The organism is Kitasatospora sp. NPDC091257 (assembly GCF_044757675.1).
Classification (GTDB): Bacteria; Actinomycetota; Actinomycetes; order Streptomycetales; family Streptomycetaceae; genus Kitasatospora; species Kitasatospora lactacystinica.
The window spans coordinates 1-17,015 of record NZ_JBIVVI010000039.1 but is presented as its reverse complement, the minus strand read 5'-3'; the positions used below and the strand labels follow the sequence as shown (position 1 = coordinate 17,015).

10 protein-coding genes are annotated in these 17,015 nt (G+C 72.0%); 8 read left to right on the top strand and 2 right to left on the bottom strand.

Annotation, left to right across the window (positions count from 1 at the left end):
- On the bottom strand, positions 1 to 820 hold an 820-nt coding region (locus ACIQOV_RS03450), incomplete at its 3' end, for an MFS transporter (protein WP_401044343.1).
- Positions 821 to 1,028: 208 nt separating this feature from the next.
- Here ACIQOV_RS03450 and ACIQOV_RS03445 point away from each other — a divergent pair.
- Both ACIQOV_RS03445 and ACIQOV_RS03440 read left to right on the top strand, forming a co-directional pair.
- Positions 1,029 to 1,703, top strand: coding sequence for a TetR/AcrR family transcriptional regulator (locus tag ACIQOV_RS03445; RefSeq protein WP_401044340.1), 675 nt, complete (start codon positions 1,029 to 1,031; stop codon positions 1,701 to 1,703).
- Positions 1,704 to 2,170: 467 nt separating this feature from the next.
- Positions 2,171 to 2,896, top strand: a complete 726-nt coding sequence (locus ACIQOV_RS03440) for a helix-turn-helix transcriptional regulator (protein WP_359915572.1) — start codon at positions 2,171 to 2,173, stop codon at positions 2,894 to 2,896.
- Positions 2,897 to 3,038: 142 nt separating this feature from the next.
- On the opposite strand, the gene ACIQOV_RS03435 is transcribed toward ACIQOV_RS03440, so the two are convergent.
- Positions 3,039 to 4,415: an MFS transporter gene (locus ACIQOV_RS03435; RefSeq protein WP_401044337.1), complete on the bottom strand. Its 1,377-nt coding sequence runs from the start codon at positions 4,413 to 4,415 to the stop codon at positions 3,039 to 3,041.
- A gap of 663 nt (positions 4,416 to 5,078) precedes the next feature.
- On the opposite strand from ACIQOV_RS03435, the gene ACIQOV_RS03430 reads away from it, so the two are divergent.
- From ACIQOV_RS03430 to ACIQOV_RS03405, 6 genes are read left to right on the top strand one after another with little or no spacing between them, the layout of a single operon-like run.
- A complete protein-coding gene (locus ACIQOV_RS03430; RefSeq protein ID WP_401044334.1) occupies positions 5,079 to 11,117 on the top strand; it encodes an acyltransferase domain-containing protein in 6,039 nt (2,012 codons plus the stop codon).
- The gene (locus ACIQOV_RS03425; RefSeq protein ID WP_401044331.1) at positions 11,114 to 12,940 is read left to right on the top strand and encodes an amino acid adenylation domain-containing protein; all 1,827 of its coding nucleotides are present in this window, start codon (positions 11,114 to 11,116) and stop codon (positions 12,938 to 12,940) included. The genes ACIQOV_RS03430 and ACIQOV_RS03425 overlap by 4 nt, the downstream gene beginning before the upstream one ends.
- Before the next feature lie 37 nt (positions 12,941 to 12,977).
- The gene (locus ACIQOV_RS03420) at positions 12,978 to 14,762 is read left to right on the top strand and encodes a beta-ketoacyl synthase N-terminal-like domain-containing protein (protein ID WP_401044328.1); all 1,785 of its coding nucleotides are present in this window, start codon (positions 12,978 to 12,980) and stop codon (positions 14,760 to 14,762) included.
- A complete protein-coding gene (locus ACIQOV_RS03415) occupies positions 14,759 to 16,000 on the top strand; it encodes a cytochrome P450 (protein ID WP_401044325.1) in 1,242 nt (413 codons plus the stop codon). The genes ACIQOV_RS03420 and ACIQOV_RS03415 overlap by 4 nt, the downstream gene beginning before the upstream one ends.
- Positions 15,997 to 16,194 (top strand): MbtH family protein, encoded by a 198-nt coding sequence (locus tag ACIQOV_RS03410; protein WP_359906749.1) that lies wholly within the window; start codon positions 15,997 to 15,999, stop codon positions 16,192 to 16,194. The genes ACIQOV_RS03415 and ACIQOV_RS03410 overlap by 4 nt, the downstream gene beginning before the upstream one ends.
- Before the next feature lie 50 nt (positions 16,195 to 16,244).
- Positions 16,245 to 16,940, top strand: a complete 696-nt coding sequence (locus tag ACIQOV_RS03405; protein WP_359906746.1) for a formyltransferase family protein — start codon at positions 16,245 to 16,247, stop codon at positions 16,938 to 16,940.
- Positions 16,941 to 17,015 lie beyond the last annotated feature (75 nt).

Sequence of the window (17,015 nt, the reverse complement as noted above, 5' to 3'; positions counted from 1 at the left end):
GGGTGAGGAGGGCCAGCACGGCACCGGTGGGGGCGCCGATCAGCCACAGGATCCGCCAGCCGAACACCGGTTCCAGCCACAGCGCCGAGCCGGCGGCGACCAGGTAGCCGACCGCGGTGGCGACGACGGAGAGCGCCACCACCACCGATCCGCGGACCTTTCCGCCGACGGTCTCGGTGAGCAGGGTGATCAGCAGCGGGGCGAGGCCGCCGACCGCCACGCCCATGAGGGCGCACATCACCAGGTTGCCCTCGAAGGTGGGCATCGAGCCGCACATGCTGGTGGCGGTGAACCCGAGGGTGGCGATCAGGTAGGAGCTGCGGCGGCCGATCCGGTCGGTGAGCACGCCGAACAGCAGCGCCCCGGTCGCCGTCCCGGTCAGTCCGCAGACCGCCAGCAGGGAGGCCGCGCGGGGGTCGAGCCCGTACTCGGCCCGCATGCCGGGGATGACGAAGCCCAGGGTGGAGGTCTTGCTGATGTCGATGGTGAGGGCGGCCGTACCGATGAGAAGAATCAGCAGCCGGCCGCGCCGCCCCGTCCCGGAGTCGGCCTCGACGGATTTCGGCCGCCCGCGCAGGGCGGCGCCGGCCACCACGATCAGCAGGCCGGCGAGGGCGGTGAACATCTCCGGCATCTCCGACAGGGCCATGCCGTGCAGCTTTCGCCCGTCGTCGGCCGCCATGTGGGCCATCGGCATCGCGGGATCCATGGCGAAGGAGTGGTGGAAGGCCACTGCGGAGGAGACCAGCACGATCAGGCTGCCCAGGGCGAGGAGCAGTGTGGCGCCGGTGGTCCGGCCGGGGGGTGTGGTGGTGGACAAGAGCGACCTCCGTCGAGCGCTGGTGTGGTGGTCGCGCGACCGGGCGTCGACATTTCTCCTCCGGCCGTCGGCCGCCCCTGGAATGTCGCGCTGAGTGACTGGAAAGCTATGCCCGGCGCCGCGCGGGCTGCTTCTCGCATTGTGCGGGGATCGGAGGGTTGTGGGCGCGAACGTCCCTGACATAAGGGCGTTTTGCTTGACTGAGGGAATGAGTCCGCGTCGCACGGATCCCGGTGCCCGTCCGGCACTGGTGGACATCGCCGCCCGGTTGCTGGCGGAGGAAGGGCCGCAGGCGCTGTCCGCCCGCCGCATCGCGAGCGAGAGCGGCACCTCCACCATGGCCCTGTACACCCACTTCAACGGAATGCGCGGGCTGGTGCGCGCCATGGTTCATGAAGGGTTCACCCGGCTCCAGCACTACTTCACCCTGGTGGAGTTCAGTGACGACCCGGTGAGCGACCTGGCGTTGCTGGGTCGTGCGTACCGGTGCAATGCGCTGGCCAACCCCCACCTGTACGCGGTGATGTTCGGGGGCTCCTCGCTGGCCGGGTTCTCGCTGGGCGAGGAGGACCGGCAATACGGCCGTTACACTCTGGCCGGCGTGGCCGAGTGCGCCGCCCGCTGCATCGAGGCGGGCCGGTTCCGCTCGGAGGACGCCGAGCTGGTGGCGCATCAGATGTGGTCCGCGGTGCACGGTTTGGTGGTCCTGGAGCTCGGCGACTACCTGACCGAGCCGTGCGACGCCGATCGGCTGCTGGAGGCGCAGTTGGTGGGGCTGATGGTCGCGGCCGGCGACATCCTGGAGGCCGCGGTCGCATCGGTGGCGGCCTCCGTGGAGCGACTGTGGGAGGAGGTGGACCCGGCGACGACCGACTCGGACTGAGGGCGGGGCCGGCGCGATCCGCGGTGAATTCCCGAACGGTTCCGCTCCGACGCCGGGCCGGCGCAGCCGTCACATGAGTACTCCTGAATCACATCCGTCCCGTCCGTGACATCCGTATGCCCCCCTCCGGCGCATCTCGCCAATTGCTTCAATAGTTCAAACGCATACCGGCCGGTATTCCACCTCTCGACTTTGCCAAATCAACGCGCGAGGAAGTCGTTGAACTTGTCATGTCCGCCTGCTACGGTCATCAGTCGTTATCACGGTGCCACGGTGTGTCACCGTCGCTTAACAGAAGGGAGAGGGTAAACCTCGCGCGCTCCGGTATCTCAGGCCGCCCGCCCCCCTCGGCCGCGTTCCAGGACGCAATACCGGAGTGGAGTTTCCGTCGTCCACCGGTACTGCGAGAACCTGGAGTCATTGTGAAGCCCGCAATCGAAGAGGCCGTGGCCCGAGCCATCGAGGTCATGCACGAGAACATCGGCGAAATACTGACCATAGACGACATGGCGCAGGCGGCCGTCTACAGCAAATTCCACTTCTCCCGGGAATTCCAGCGGGTGACCGGGGTCTCACCGAGACGCTTCCTGTCCGCCATCCGCATCGAGGCCGCCAAACGTCTGCTCATCGAGACGGACCTCAGCGTGACCGAGATCAGCCACCGCGTCGGCTACAACAGCGTCGGCACCTTCAGCTCACGGTTCGCCAGCAGCGTCGGCACGTCGCCCACGATGTTCCGCCAGTTACGCGGCTTCACCACCAGCATCGAACTCGAACGGCGGCGCTGGGCCCGACCCACGGATCTCGCCACCGTCCGCGGCGAGATCCGGGCTCCCGTCGCCGACGGCCTCGGCCGCGTCTTCGTCGGGCTCTTCCGCACCCGCATCCCGGAGGGCCGGCCGGCCGCCTGCACCGTCCTCCCCCGCCCCGGCGCCTTCCTCCTCGAACACGTGCCGCCCGGGACCTGGTACCTCCTCGCCCACTCCGTCCCCGCCTCCTTCGACGAAGTCCTCACCGGCGAGGTCTCCGTCGGCTCCGTCGGCCCCGTCGAGATCAGGGCGAACGTCCCGCCGAAGCCGCTCGAACTGCGCCTGCGACCCGTGCACGCCCTCGACCCGCCCGTCCTGCTCGCGCTGCTGGACGTCCGGGCGGCGGCCCTCGCCAGGAACGAACGGCTCTCCGAGGCCGGTTGAGCCGGCGCCGGGGAGCCGGCCGCGCGGCCCGGGGGCGGGGCTCCGGGCCCACGGGGGACGGCGGCCGACGCGCCACGGGCTCCCCGGACATGACGAAGGGGCGGCGGCCGGCTCACGCCGGCCACCGCCCCCGGGAGGAGACTCAGGCCCGTCGCCTCACGGCGATGACCGCCGCACCCACCACGCACGCGACGGCGGCGGTGACGTAGGCGAGGTGGTACCCGGCGAGCTGGTCGCCGCTGGTCCCCGCAACCAGGACCATCACCGCCACGCCCGCGCTGGCGCCGATCTGCTGCGTCACGACGTTCACCGCGCCGGCGACGGCCTGCTGCTGCTCCGGGACGCCGGAGAGGCCGGCGGACGTCATCGAGGGGAAGTTCAGCCCCTGGCCGATGCCGCTGACCACCAGACCGGGCATCACGTGCAACAGGTAGTTCCCGTCCTGCGGCGTGCCCAGCCACAGCCCGGTGCCCACGCCGATCAGGACGAGGCCGACGGCCATCAGCGTCCGCGGGGAGTACGTGGCCAGCAGGCGGCCGGTGGCGAAGTTGGCGGTGAGGAACACCGCCAGGGACATCGGCACCAGGGCGATGCCGGACTCGAAGGGCGAGTAGTGCAGCATCCCCTGCAGGTACAGGGGCGCGAAGAACAGCATCCCGACCGAGCCCATGTACTGGAGGAACGCGGCCAGGCTCGCCTCCCGCACCGAGCCGATCCGGAAGAGGCCGAGCGGAAGCACCGGGTCGGCGGTGCGGTGCTCGCGCACCACGAACAGCACCAGGGAGAGCACCGCGGCGCCGAGCACGATCCACGCCGTGGCGCCGCTGCTGCTCACGCCGACGACGAGCAGGGTGAGGCCGAGCGTGCCCGTGATCGCTCCGGGCAGGTCCAGTCGACCGCGGTGCCCGACGCCGTCGGGCAGTCCGATGCGCGTCGCGCCCAGCACACCGAGACCCACCAGCACCGAGAACCACAGCACCGAGCGCCAGCCGAAGAACTCGGTCAGGACGCCGCCCAGCAGCACCCCGCCGCTGAAGCTCGCGGCGCCGACGGCCGCGTACACCCCGAAGGCCCGGTTGCGCGCCGGACCGGCCGGGAACGTGTCGGTGAGCAGGGCCAGCGCGGCCGGCCCCGACAGGGCGGCGCCGATGCCCTGGACCGCTCTCGCGCCCAGCAGCGTCACGGTGTTGGGGGCCACCGCCCCGACCAGCGCGGAGACGGTGAACAGGGCGACGCCGGCCTCGAACACCCGCCGCCGCCCGATCACGTCGGCCAGTCGGCCGCCCACCAGCAGGAAGCCGGCGAACGTGACGGCGTAGGCGGTCATCACCCACTGGAGCGTGCTCTCGTCCAGGTGGAAGCGCTCCCCCACCGAGGGCAGCGCCGCGTTGAGCACTCCGAGGCCGCTCACGTCCAGGGCCAGCGCCCCGGCCAGGACGCCGAGTGCGAGTCCCGGCCGGCGGACCCGTGAGGCCGCGGCGCCGGTGGTGTCGCCGGTGGTGTCAGTGGTGTCGGTCATGCGGGCCTGCCGTGGAAGTCGCGGCCGGCGAGTGCCCGCCCGAGGTGGTCGCGTCCGGGTAAGGAGCTGCTGGCATCGGCTGACGCCCTATCAAATTTGTCAACTGCCATGCGGACAGCTTGCATTGGTCGATCGTCCGCTGTCCACTCCGCCCCGCGCCCGCAGATGGAACTGAACGGTACCGTCCGAGGAGATCGAATCGGACACTTTGGCGATCAAATCTCGCCAGCGCTTCAACCGGCCCGCAAAGTGCGCAATCCTGGAGTCGCTGGACTCTCCGCGCTCAAGGGCGGACGAAAGAAAGCGGCACTGCGAAATCCCGGCAGCGAGATTGCACGACAGATCCACCGGCAGGGCCGCACGGGGGCGGTGAGAATTCCACAGTGAGCCGCTGAATCGCGACCACCCGAGTCACTTCGAAGTTTGCCGTCGTCACACCATGCACGGCCGCACCGCACAGCCGGAACTTCGGGCAGCCATTCCCCCCTCCCCGCGCGAGGAGCAGTGTTGTCCCATCGCATGTCCATGCATGTCATGTACAGGTCGGATCTAGCATTCGTCGTCGAACTGCCTTGATGCGGAATCACTGACGAGCCCCCCTTGTGAACGATCGGTTGTGAAGCTCCACCCGCCCATTTCACCAGCCCTGCTGAGGGAGTCGCCATGCCCCAAGAGCGCGCAGCGCGAGACATATCCGCCGTCACGGACTTCCTGCTATCCCGTTTTGCCGAGCTGTTGGACCTGTCCCCGAACTCGGTGGACCGGTGGGCGCCGATGCACCGGTACGGACTGGACTCGCTGAAGTCGGTGAACCTCGCGGCCGCCCTGTCCGAGTTCCTCGGCTGGCAGGTCCCCGCCACCTGGATGTGGCAGTACCCGACCGTCGACGGCCTGGCCCGGGCACTCGTCGAGGGCCCGCGTGCCGCGGAGCCCGCCCCGACCACCCGGCGCCGCACGCCCTCGCACGAGCCCGTCGCGGTCGTGGGCATCGGCTGCCGGTTCCCCGGAGGGCCGGACCCGTCCGCGTTCTGGCGGCTGCTGGTCGAGGGCGGCGACGCCGTCGGACCGGTGCCGGGCGCCCGCCGCGAGCTGCTGAACGACCGGGTGCGCTGGGGCGGATTCATCGACGGCATCGACCGCTTCGACCCGCTGTTCTTCGGCATCTCGCCCCGCGAGGCCGTCCAGATGGACCCGCAGCAGCGCCTGATCCTGGAGCTGTCCTGGGAGGCGCTGGAGGACGCGGGCATCGCGCCGCACAGCCTGGTCGGCAGTGACACCGGCGTGTTCATGGCCTCCTGTTGGGGCGACTACGCCGCCCTGGCGCACTACCGCGGCCCCGACAGCCAGATCACCCCGCACACCGCGACCGGCATGCACGACGGCATCATCGCCAACCGCGTCTCCTACATCCTCGGCCTGCAGGGCCCCAGCATGGCCATCGACTCCGCCTGCGCGGGGTCTCTGATCTCGGTGCACGTGGGCTGCCAGTCGATCCAGCTGGGCGAGAGCGACCTGGTGCTCGCCGGTGGCGTGAACCTGAGCTTCGTCTCCGACTACTACACCGCCATGGACGCGATGGGCGCGCTCGCCCCGGACGGCCGCTGCAAGTCCTTCGACGCCCGCGCCAACGGCTACGTCCGCGGCGAGGGCGCCGGCGTCGTCGTGCTCGCCCCGCTGAGCGTGGCGCTGGAGCGCGACCTGCCGGTGTACTGCCTGATCAAGGGCAGCTCCTCCAACAACGACGGCCTGAGCAACGGCATGACGGCGCCCAACCCCCAGGCGCAGGAGAAGATGCTCCGCACCGCCTGGCAGCGGGCCGGCATCTCCCCGGACCTCGTGGACTACATCGAGTGCCACGGCTCCGCGACACCGCTCGGCGACCCGATCGAGGCCAACGCCATCGGCGCCGTCCTGGGCGGCGACCGCCCGCAGCCGCTGCGGCTCGGCTCCGTCAAGTCCAACGTCGGCCACCTGGAGGCGGCCGCCGGCATCGTCGGCCTGGTCAAGCTCGCGATGTCGATGCGCAACGGCGTGCTGCCGCCGAGCCTGCACTACACCGCGCCGAACCCGCAGATCCTGTTCGACGAGTACAACCTCACCGTCCAGGACCGGCTGGAGCCGTGGCCGCGGCACTCCGACGCCCGCCGCGGCGGCGTCAGTTCGTTCGGGTTCGGCGGCTCGATCTGCCACGTCGCCGTCGAGGAGCTGCCGCGCCCCGAGGCCTCGCTCCTGCTGCTGGCCGCGGACTCCCGCGAGGCGCTGGCCGAGCGGGCCCGGGCGCTGCGCGACGCGACCGACCTGCGCGCGCTCTGCCGCCGCACGCCCGGCGACGGCCCGTTCCGGCTCGCGGCCACCGCCCGCGACATGGCCGAACTCAGGAGCAGCCTCGACGCCTTCGGCAGCGGTGCGCAGGCCCCCGGACTGAGCGTCGGCGAGCAGGCCGGCCGCCGGCCGCGGGTGGCGTTCCTGTTCTCGGGCAACGGCTCGCAGTGGGTCGGCATGGGCCGGCAACTGCTCGCCGGCCAGCCGGTGTTCCGCCGGTCGATGATGAAGTCCGACAAGCGGATGCGGGAGCTGCTCGGCTTCTCGCTCGTCGAACAGCTGCTGGCCCCCGACGGCCGCCTCGACGACATGGACGTCTTCCAGCCGCTGCTGTTCTCCCTGCAGGTCGCGCTGGCCGAGACCTGGCGCTCGCTGGGGGTGGAGCCGGATGTCGTCGTGGGGCAGAGCGTCGGCGAGTTCGCCGCCTCCCACATCGCCGGCGCCCTCGACTTCGACGACGCCTCCCGCCTGGCCGCCCACCACGGCCGGCTCCTCCAGCTGCTGGCCGTGGGCCGCGGCGAGGGCATCGTGGTGATGGCCCCCGCGGACGAGGTCCGGCCGCACCTGACCGGCGGGCTCACCCTCTCCGGCTACAACGGCCTCAACTCCACGCTCGTCACCGGCACGCCGCAGGAGATCGACGACCTCGTCGAGCGGCTGACCGCGGCCGGCGTCACCAACCACCGGGTGCGGATGGGCCACGCCCCGCACTCGGCGCTGGTCGACCACGTCCTCGCCCCGCTGAAGGTCGAGCTCGACGGCATCAGGCCCCGGAGCACCCGCATCCCGATGATCTCGACGGTCACCGGCGAACTCGTCGACGGCGCGGAGCTCGGACCGGACTACTGGGCGGACAACCTGCGCCGGGAGATCCGGGTGGTCGACGCCCTGACGAAGCTGCGCGACCACGACGTCGACGCGGTGATCGAGCTCAGCCCGCACCCCCTCCTGCTCAAGTCGGCCTCGGAGATCCTGCCGGCGACCACCCTGCCCTCGCTGCGGCGCGGCGCCGACGAGGCCTCGACCCTGCTCGGCTCGCTCGGCGCCCTGTACACCGCCGGGCACCCCGTCGCGGCCCACCCCTTCCTGGCCGGCGACCGGGGACGGCACGTCGCGCCGAGCCCGGGCGACGCCGCGGCCGACGGGCAGCTGCACCTGGTGCCCGTCACCGCCCGGACCGCGGGCGCGTTGACCGACACCTGCCGCGAGCTGTCCAACCACGTCGAACGCGACCCCGGCCTGCGGGTCTCCGACCTCGCCTACACCCTCGCCGCCAGGCGCACCCACCACAGCCACCGGATCGCGCTGTTCGCCCGCGACCGGCAGGACGTCCTGGACGGACTCGCCCGGGTCGCCGCCGGGCAGCCGCACCCCGACGTGGTCACGGGCACGGTCTCCGGCAACGCCGACCGGCGGGTGGCGCTGGTGTTCTCCGGCGGCGGCACCCAGTGGGTCGGCATGGGCCGCGAACTGCTGCGCTCCCACGCCGGCTTCCGGGCCTCGATGCACGCCTGCGACGCCGCCGTGCGCGCGGCCGGCGGCTTCTCGGTGCTCGACCACCTCGCCGCCCCCGCGGAGGAGGCCCGGTACGAGGAGATGGACTTCCAGCAGCCCGTGCTGTTCGCCCTGCAGGTCTCGCTGGCGAAGGTCTGGATCGACCTGGGCATCGAGCCGGCGGCCGTCGTCGGGCACAGCCTGGGCGAGGTCGCGGCCGCCTGCGTGGCCGGCGCGCTGTCGCTGGAGGACGCCGCCCGGGTCGTGGTCGCGCGCTCGCACCTGCTGGAGCGCAAGGCCGCCGAGGGCGCCATGATCTCGGTCGACCTGCCGGAGGAGGAGCTGCGGCCGCGGCTCGCCCCGTACGCCGAGCACGCCGCCGTCGCCGTGGTCAACAGCCCCACCAGCGCGGCGGTCTCCGGCTCGCCCGAGGCCGTCGACGCCCTGGAGGCCGATCTCAGGCGGGACGGCGTCTCGGTCCGGCGGATCCGGGTCGAACGGCCGGTGCACAGCCCCGGCATGGACCCGCTGATCGAGCCGCTGCGCGAGAGCATCGACGGCATCACCCCGCTGGCGCCGGCCATCCCCTTCCACTCCACCGCGCTGGCCGACACGGTGAACCCGGTCGCCGACGTCGACTACTGGGTGCACAACCTGCGCAACCAGGTCCGGTTCGCCGAGACGATCGGTGCGCTGGTCGACCGGGGTGTCTCCACCTTCATCGAGATCGGCCCGCACGAGACGCTGCGCGGCGCGGTCGAGGAGATCGGGCTGTCCCGCGGCGTCCAGGTGCACGCGATCAACTCCCTGCGGCGTGAGGAGAGCGACGTCCGCTGCCTGCTGGGCGCCGCCGCCTCGCTGTACGTCAGGGGCCTGCCGCTGACCTTCGACCCGCTCTTCGCCGACGACGTCGAACTCGTGGAGACCCCGCTCGTCCAGTGGCAGAAGGAGCGCTACTGGATCGACACCGACACCGAGCCCCGCGGCGCGACGGCGCCCGCCCCGGCCGTCGGGACCGCGGCCGTGGCCGCGACGGTGGCCGCTCCGGTCGAGGTGCGGCCGGCGGCGGCGCCGGCCACGGCGGACCGGCCGGTGGCGGAGGTCGTCCTCGCCGAACTGGCCGACGCGCTGGGCGTGCCGGTGAGCAGGTTCGACGAGAACGCCGGTCTGCGCGACTTCGGCCTCGACTCGATGCTGGCGATCCGCCTCGTCAACAAGATGCAGGCGGTGCTCGGGCACCGGGTGTCGCCGGTGGTGTTCCTGGACGGGCGCTCCATCGCCGAGGTCGTCGGCCACTTCGTCGGGCTCTCCGGCGGACCGGCCGCGCCCGCCCCGGCGGTGCCGGCGCCCCAGGCGCCGGCCGCGGCCGCCCGGCCCGCCCCGGTCCCCGAGGCCGCGCCGAAGCGGTCGTTCCTGGAGGACCTGTCCGAACTGGACGCCGAGGAGCTGGTGGAGGAGCTGGACGCGCGCGGGCTGCTGGAGGCCACCGACGCGCCGGCGCTGGAGCAGCTGCGCGCCGAAGGCCTCGGTCTCGAAGTGGCGCCGGCCTCGCACGGCCAGGCCTCGCTCTGGTTCATGCAGATGGTCGCGCCGGACGCCGTGCCGTACAACTTCATGGTGACCGCCCGGATCCGGACGGCGGTCGACGAGGAGGCCCTGGAGCACGCCGTCCGGGCCGTGCTGGACCGGCACCCCGCGCTGCGCACCGTCTTCGTGGAGGCGGGCGGCAGCCCGTACCAGGTCGTCCTGGACGAGCCGGTGTACGAGTTCCTCGTGGTGGACACCTCCGACCTGGACGACGAGCAGGCCCGCGAGGAGCTGGCCCAGTACGGGCACGAGCCGCTCGACATGGACAACGGGCCGCTGGTGCGGATCGTCCTCATGCGGCGCGGACCGTCCGACCACTACCTGATGGTGCTCGTCCACCACATCGCGTCGGACGCGGCCTCGGCCGACGTCATGATCCGCGAACTCCAGGAGTACTACGAGGGCGCCGACCCCGCCCGCAGCGCGCCGGTCGCCCCGTACACCGAGTTCGTCGAGTGGGAGCGGCAGTGGCTGGCCGGTCCGGCGGCCGAGGCGGCCCTGGACTGGTGGTCGCGGAAGCTGGCCGACCCGCCCGCCCACCTCGACCTCTCCAGCAAGGAGCGGCCGCCGGGCGTCACCTACGAGGGCCGCGACATCGCGTTCCGCTGGAGCGCCGAGGAGACCCGCCTGCTGCGGGAGTTCGCGGTGCGCGAGGGCGTGTCGGTGAGCACCGTCGTGCTGGCCGGGTTCTTCGCCACGCTCAACCGCGCGGCCGGGACCGAGGACTCGGTGCTGGCCACCGCCATCGCCCAACGGGCCGAGCCCGGCTGGGAGTCCGCCATCGGCTACTACCTCAACACCGTGCTGGTGCGGGCGAACCCCTCCGGCGGGCGGAGCTTCCGCGAGCTGCTGAGCGAGGTCCATGCCTTCTCGCTCGGCCTCCTGGAGCACATGAACTACCCGCTCGACCTGCTGGCCTCCCAGCTGAAGCCGCCGCGCGCCGAGGGCCGCTCCCCCTGGTTCGACGTGGTGGTCAACTGGCTGTCCTCGGACGCCTTCCCCCGCTCCGTCAAGCTCTTCCACGGCATCGGCGAGACCATCGCCCCGGACGGCGCGCTGCCACTCGAACCGCTCCAGGTGCGCCGGCACCTCGCCAAATTCGACCTGGAGATCTCGATGGCCGACATCGACGGCAGGGTGGCCGGCCACGTCCAGTTCAAGCCGAGCTACCTGGAGCGGCGGACCGTGACGGCCCTGCTCGCGCTGTACCGCACCGTGCTCTTCGACTCGATCGCCCGACCCGACCAGGCCCTCGGCGACATCGCGCCGACCGGCCTCCCCAAGGAGACGGACAAGTGACCGAAACCCTGCACTCCGAGTTCATCGCCCAGGCGGTCAAGAACCCCGACGCGACCGCGGTCTACTCCGACGCCGGCGTCCTGACCTACGGCGAGCTGAACGAGCGGTCCCGGGTGCTGGCCGAGCGGCTGGTCGCCGACGGCGCGGGCCCCGGCGTCCCGGTCGGCATCTGCGTCGAGCGCACCCCCGACCTGCTCGTCGCCGTCCTGGCGGCCCTGCGCTCCGGATCCTGCTACCTGCCGCTGGACCCGAACTACCCCGCCGACCGGCTGACCTTCATGGTCCAGGACAGCGGGACCCGCCTGCTGCTCACCACGCCCGCGTCCCGGGCCAGCTGCCCGCCCGGGCCGACGGTCGTCGTGCTCGGGGACGGCGTGACCACCGAGGCCGGCGCGAAGCCCGTCGCGGTCGTGCCCGAGGACACCGCGTACGTCATCTACACCTCGGGCTCCACCGGCAGGCCCAAGGGCGTGGCCGTGCGGCACTCCGGCGCCGTGGCGATGCTCGCCGAGATGGACCGGGTCCTGGAGGGCTGCGACCTGAGCGGCGTCTCGGCCGCCAGCTCGATCTGCTTCGACCTGTCCGTGATGGAGATCTTCAACGCGCTGTGCCGCGGCGGCGCCGTGGTGCTCGTCGAGAGCGCCGTGCACCTGCCGGAGAGCCGGTACGTGGACCGGGTCACCCACCTGTCCGTCGTCCCGTCGGTGATGAACGGCCTGCTCGACGCCGGCGCCCTGCCCCCGAACGTGCGCTCGATCGTGTTCGGCGGCGAGGCCCTGCGCCGCAAGCTGGTCGACCGGGCCTACCAGGAGACCGGCGCCACCCGGGTGTTCAACGCCTACGGCCCTACCGAGGGCACCGTCTTCTGCTCGTTCGGGCTGGTGCCCGAGGAGGGGACCGACGAGCCGACCATCGGCCCGCCGACCACCACCGACCTGGTCTACGTGCTCGACGACGAGCTGAAGCCGCTGCCGGTCGGCGAGGCCGGCGAGCTCTACCTCGGCGGCGTCGGCCTCGCGCACGGCTACGTCAACCGGCCGCGCACCACCGCCGAGCGGTTCCTGCCGGACCCGTTCCGCAGCGGCGAGCGCATGTACCGCACCGGGGACGTCGTCAAGTTCACCGAGAGCGGCGAACTCCAGTTCCTCGGCCGCTCCGACCACCAGGTCAAGCTGCGCGGCTACCGGATCGAGCTGGAGGAGGTCGAGGCCCGGCTGACCGCCTGCCCCGAGGTCCGGGAGGCCGCCGCCACCGTCCGGGGCAACCGGCTCGTCGGCTACGTCGTGCCCGCGGGCGACGGCGCGCCGCAGGACGGCCCCCGGCTGGACGCCGCGCTCCAGAGCGCCGTCACCGGCAGGCTCGCCGTCGAACTGCCCGACTACATGGTGCCCGCGACGCTCGTGTTCCTGGACGCCCTCCCGCTGGGCCCGGGCGGGAAGCTCGACCGCAACGCGCTGCCCGAGCCGCCGGCCGCCGACACCGACGGGCCGCTGACCGCCGCCGCCACGCCGACCGAGATCGCGCTGTCGGAGATCTGGGGCCAGCTGCTCGACCTCGAACCGTCGACCATCGACGTGCAGTCCGCCTTCTACGACCTCGGCGGCGACTCGCTGCTGCTCGTCCGCCTCGCCCGGCTGATGACCCGGCGCTTCGACCGCCGCGTCCGCGTGCCCGACCTCTTCAGCTTCCGCGACATCGCCTCCCTCGCCCGCTGGCTCGACGACGAGTTCGGCGCCACCCCCGAGGTGGTCCAGTCGGCCCGCCAGCGGGCCGGTGCCCGCCGTGCCGCCCTGCGCGGCCGCGGCGGCGCCACCGGCCGCTGAGTCACGCCCCCTACCCGACACGAAGCAGGAGCCTTCCATGACCGACAGCCCCGAGCAGGAGTACGACCCGGGTGACGTGGCCATCATCGGCATGTCCCTGCGGGCACCGGGTGCCCGCACCAAGGAGCAGTTCTGGGACATCCTCGTCAACGGCCGGGAGACCGTGTCCTTCCTGGCCAAGGAGGACATCCACGTCGACGAGACCCTGATCCACAGCCCGTTCTACGTACGGGCCTGCGGCGTGCTCGACACGTACGACAAGTTCGACCCGTCGGTGTTCGGCATCAGCGACCGGATGGCGGCCGCGATGACCCCGGAGAACCGGCTGTTCCTGGAGAGCGCCTGGGAGTCGCTGGAGGACGGCGGCTACGACCCGGACCGGCTCAAGGCCGAGATCGGCATGTACGGCGCCAACAACCCGCAGACCGCCGCGCTCTACAGCTCCCCGCCGGACCGGGTGTCGGTCGGCCCCGAGGCGATCGAGGCCAGCCTGGCGTGGTCGCCGGACACCATGACCTCCAACGCGCTGTACTACATGGGCCTCACCGGCGAGGCCGTCACCGTCGCCGCCGTCTGTGCGGGCTTCCACTACTCGGTGCACCTGGCCTGCCAGTCGCTGCTGCTGGGCCAGAGCGACATGGCGATAGCCGGCGGCTCGATGGTCCGCCTGCCGCACCCCCGCGGTCACCTCTGGGAGGAGAACCGCATCCTGTCGAAGGACGGCCACTGCCGCCCGTTCGACGCCAACGGCACCGGCACCGCGCTGTCCAGCGGCGTGGTCACCGTGCTGCTGAAGCCGCTCGGCCAGGCCGTCGCCGATCGCGACCACGTCTACGCCGTGGTCCGGGGCTCGGCCGTCAACAACAACGGCGTCAGCGCGATGGCGTACGGCCTGGCCCAGCCCGAGCGGCTGAGCGCCTGCATCGCCGCCGCCATGGAGGTGGGCGGCGTCACCCCGGACACCGTGTCCATGTACGAGGCCAACGGCCTCGGCCTGCCGATGACCGACGAGCTCGAAGTGCACGCGGCGACCATGGCGTTCGGGAAGCAGACCGCGACCACCTCGATCGGCGGGGTCAAGGGCAACGTGGGCCACGGCGGCGTGGTGTCGGGCGGCTTCGGCGCGATCAAGGCCGCGCTGGCGCTGTACCACAAGACGCTCCCGGCGACGATCAACCTGACGGAGGTCAACCAGGACCTCGACTTCCCCAGCACCCCGTTCGTGCCGCAGATCGAGGGCGCGGCCTGGGAGCCGGAGGCCGGCATCCGCCGCGCGGGCATCACCTCGATCGGCGGCGGCGGCTACAACGCCCACCTGCTGCTGGAGGAGGCGCCGGCGCCCGCCGAGCGCGCTCCCGAGGAGGCGGGCCGGCCGCGGCTGGCCACCCTGTCCGCCCTGGACGACGACGCGCTGGGCCGCCAGCGCACCCGCCTCAAGGAGTGGCTGGAGGCGAACCCCGGCCTGCGCCTGGACGACGTGTGCTTCACCCTCAACCTCGGCCGCAAGGTGATGGCCCGCCGGTGGGCGGCCGTGGTCCGCAGCCGCGAGGAGCTGATCGCGGCGCTGTCCGACGACGCCGCCCGCGGCGCGGCCACCACGACCGCCGCCGCCCCGCGGACCGACCCGGGCGCCTTCTCGCGCAACGACAGCGGGATCGTGCCGGCGGGCCGGGACCACGAGGCGCTGTCCGACCTGGCCGCCGCCTGGGTGACCGGCCAGCAGGTGGACTTCGACGCCCTGCACCTCGGGGAGGCCGGCCGCCGCGTGCCGCTGCCCACCTACCCGTTCCAGCCCCGCCGGTTCTGGCGTACGGACTGGTGACCATGAGCACACCGGCACTGGACACCTTGGACCTGGGAGACCCGGCCACCTTCGCGGACCACGACCTCGTCGGGTTCTGGCGCACCCTGCGGGACACCGCACCGATGCACTGGAATCCGCCGGTCGGCGGCCGCCGGGGGTTCTGGGTGCTCTCCCGCTACGACGACATCATGGCCACCTACCGGGACAACGTGAACTTCACGTCCCAGCGCGGCAACGTGCTCGTCACCCTCCTGGAGGGCGGCGACGCCGGGGCCGGCCGGATGCTGGCCGTCACCGACGGACCCCGGCACCTGGAACTGCGCAAGATCCTCCAGCGGGTGCTCTCGCCGAGGGTGCTCGACGAGGTCGCGCAGACCGTCCGGGTCAACACCCGGCAGTGGATCCGCGAGGCGGTCGAGTCCGGCGGCTGCGACTTCGCGGAGCAGATCGCCAGCCGGATCCCGATGACCACGATCTCGAACCTGCTCGGCGTGCCCGAGCGGGACCGGGACTACCTGCTCTCCCTGACCAAGACCGCGCTCTCGGCGGACGACGAGGACGTCGACGAGGTCGACTCCGAGATGGCCCGCAACGAGATCCTGATGTACTTCATGGACATCGTCGAGGAACGGCGCGAGTCACCGGGCGAGGACGTCATCAGCATGCTGATCGGCAGCGCCATCGACGGGGTGCCGCTGACCGACGAGGACGTCGTGCTGAACTGCTACAGCCTGATCATCGGGGGCGACGAGACCAGCCGGCTGACGATGATCGACTGCGTCCGCACCCTCGCGGCCCAGCCCGAGCAGTGGCGGCGGCTCAAGCAGGGCGAGGTCGCCGTCGAGACCGCCGTGGACGAGGTGCTGCGCTGGGCCTCGCCCACCATGCACTTCGGGCGCAGCGTCGAGCGGGAGACCGAACTGCACGGCGTGCGGCTGCGGAAGGGCGACATCGTCACCCTGTGGCACGCCTCCGGCAACCGCGACGAGCGGGTCTTCGCGCGGCCCGAGGAGTTCGACCTCGGCCGCACCCCCAACAAGCACCTGGCCTTCGGCTACGGCCCGCACTTCTGCGTCGGCTCGTACCTGGCCAAGGTGGAGATCGCCGAACTGCTCAAGGCCCTGCGGGACTTCACCGTCGGCTTCGAGCAGACCGACGAGGCGCTGCCCATCCGGTCCAACTTCCTGACCGGGTTCTCCACCATGCCGGTGCGCTTCGATCCCGATCACTCCGGACTGAAAGAGGTCGACCGATGAGCGGCAACCCCTTCGACGGCGGGGAGGGCGACTGGCTGGTCGTCGTGAACGCCGACGAGCAGTACGCGCTGTGGCGGCCGCACCTGGCCGTCCCGGACGGCTGGCGGATCGTCCACTCCTGCCCGGACCGTGAGGGTGCCCTCGACTACGTCGAGCAGCACTTCACCACCGCGGTGGGAACGCCGGCGGCCTGACGGCGACCCGACGGCGACCACCACCCGAACCAGCGACCGCAGGAGTGCGGATGAACATCTACATGTCAGGACAAGGGGCGTTCGCGGTTCAGGTCGCGGAAGCCCTCCTGGACAACGGTCACAAGATCGTCGGCGCGGCCGCGCCCCGGCTGCGCAAGGGCAAGTCCGACGAGAGCGACGCGATGGCCTGGGACCGCCTGCGCGCCTGGGCGTTCCCCCGGGACATCCCCTGGACGGACTCGGCCGAACTGCGCGCGATGCACATCCCGGACGGGGTGGACATCATCGTCGCCGCGCACTCGCACGCCTTCCTCGGCCGCAACACGCGCGCCAGGGCCACCGTCGCCACCATCGGGTACCACCCCAGCCTGCTGCCGCTGCACCGCGGCCGGGACGCGATCCGATGGACCATCCGCGACGGCGACAAGGTGACGGGCGGGAGCGTCTACCACCTCACCGAGCGCACCGACGGCGGCCCGCTCGCCGCCCAGGAGCACCTGTTCGTGCCCCCGGGCTCGACCGCGCAGAGCCTGTGGCGCGACCACCTGGCTCCGCTGGGCGTGCGACTGCTGCTGAAGGTGGTCGCCGACCTCGCCGCGGACCGGCGCATCGAGGTCCCCCAGGACGAGAAGCTGGCGACCTGGGAACCCGCGATGGACACCCAGCCGCTGTTCAAGCCGGAACTGATCGCCCTGCCCGGCAACACCCGGGTCGACAGCAACAAGTGGGCGCTGCACGAGGGGTGACAACCGGGCCCGACGACCGAACGGAATCGATCCGGTCGACTCAGCAGGTGTCCCCGGGTGTTCGGCACTCCGGGG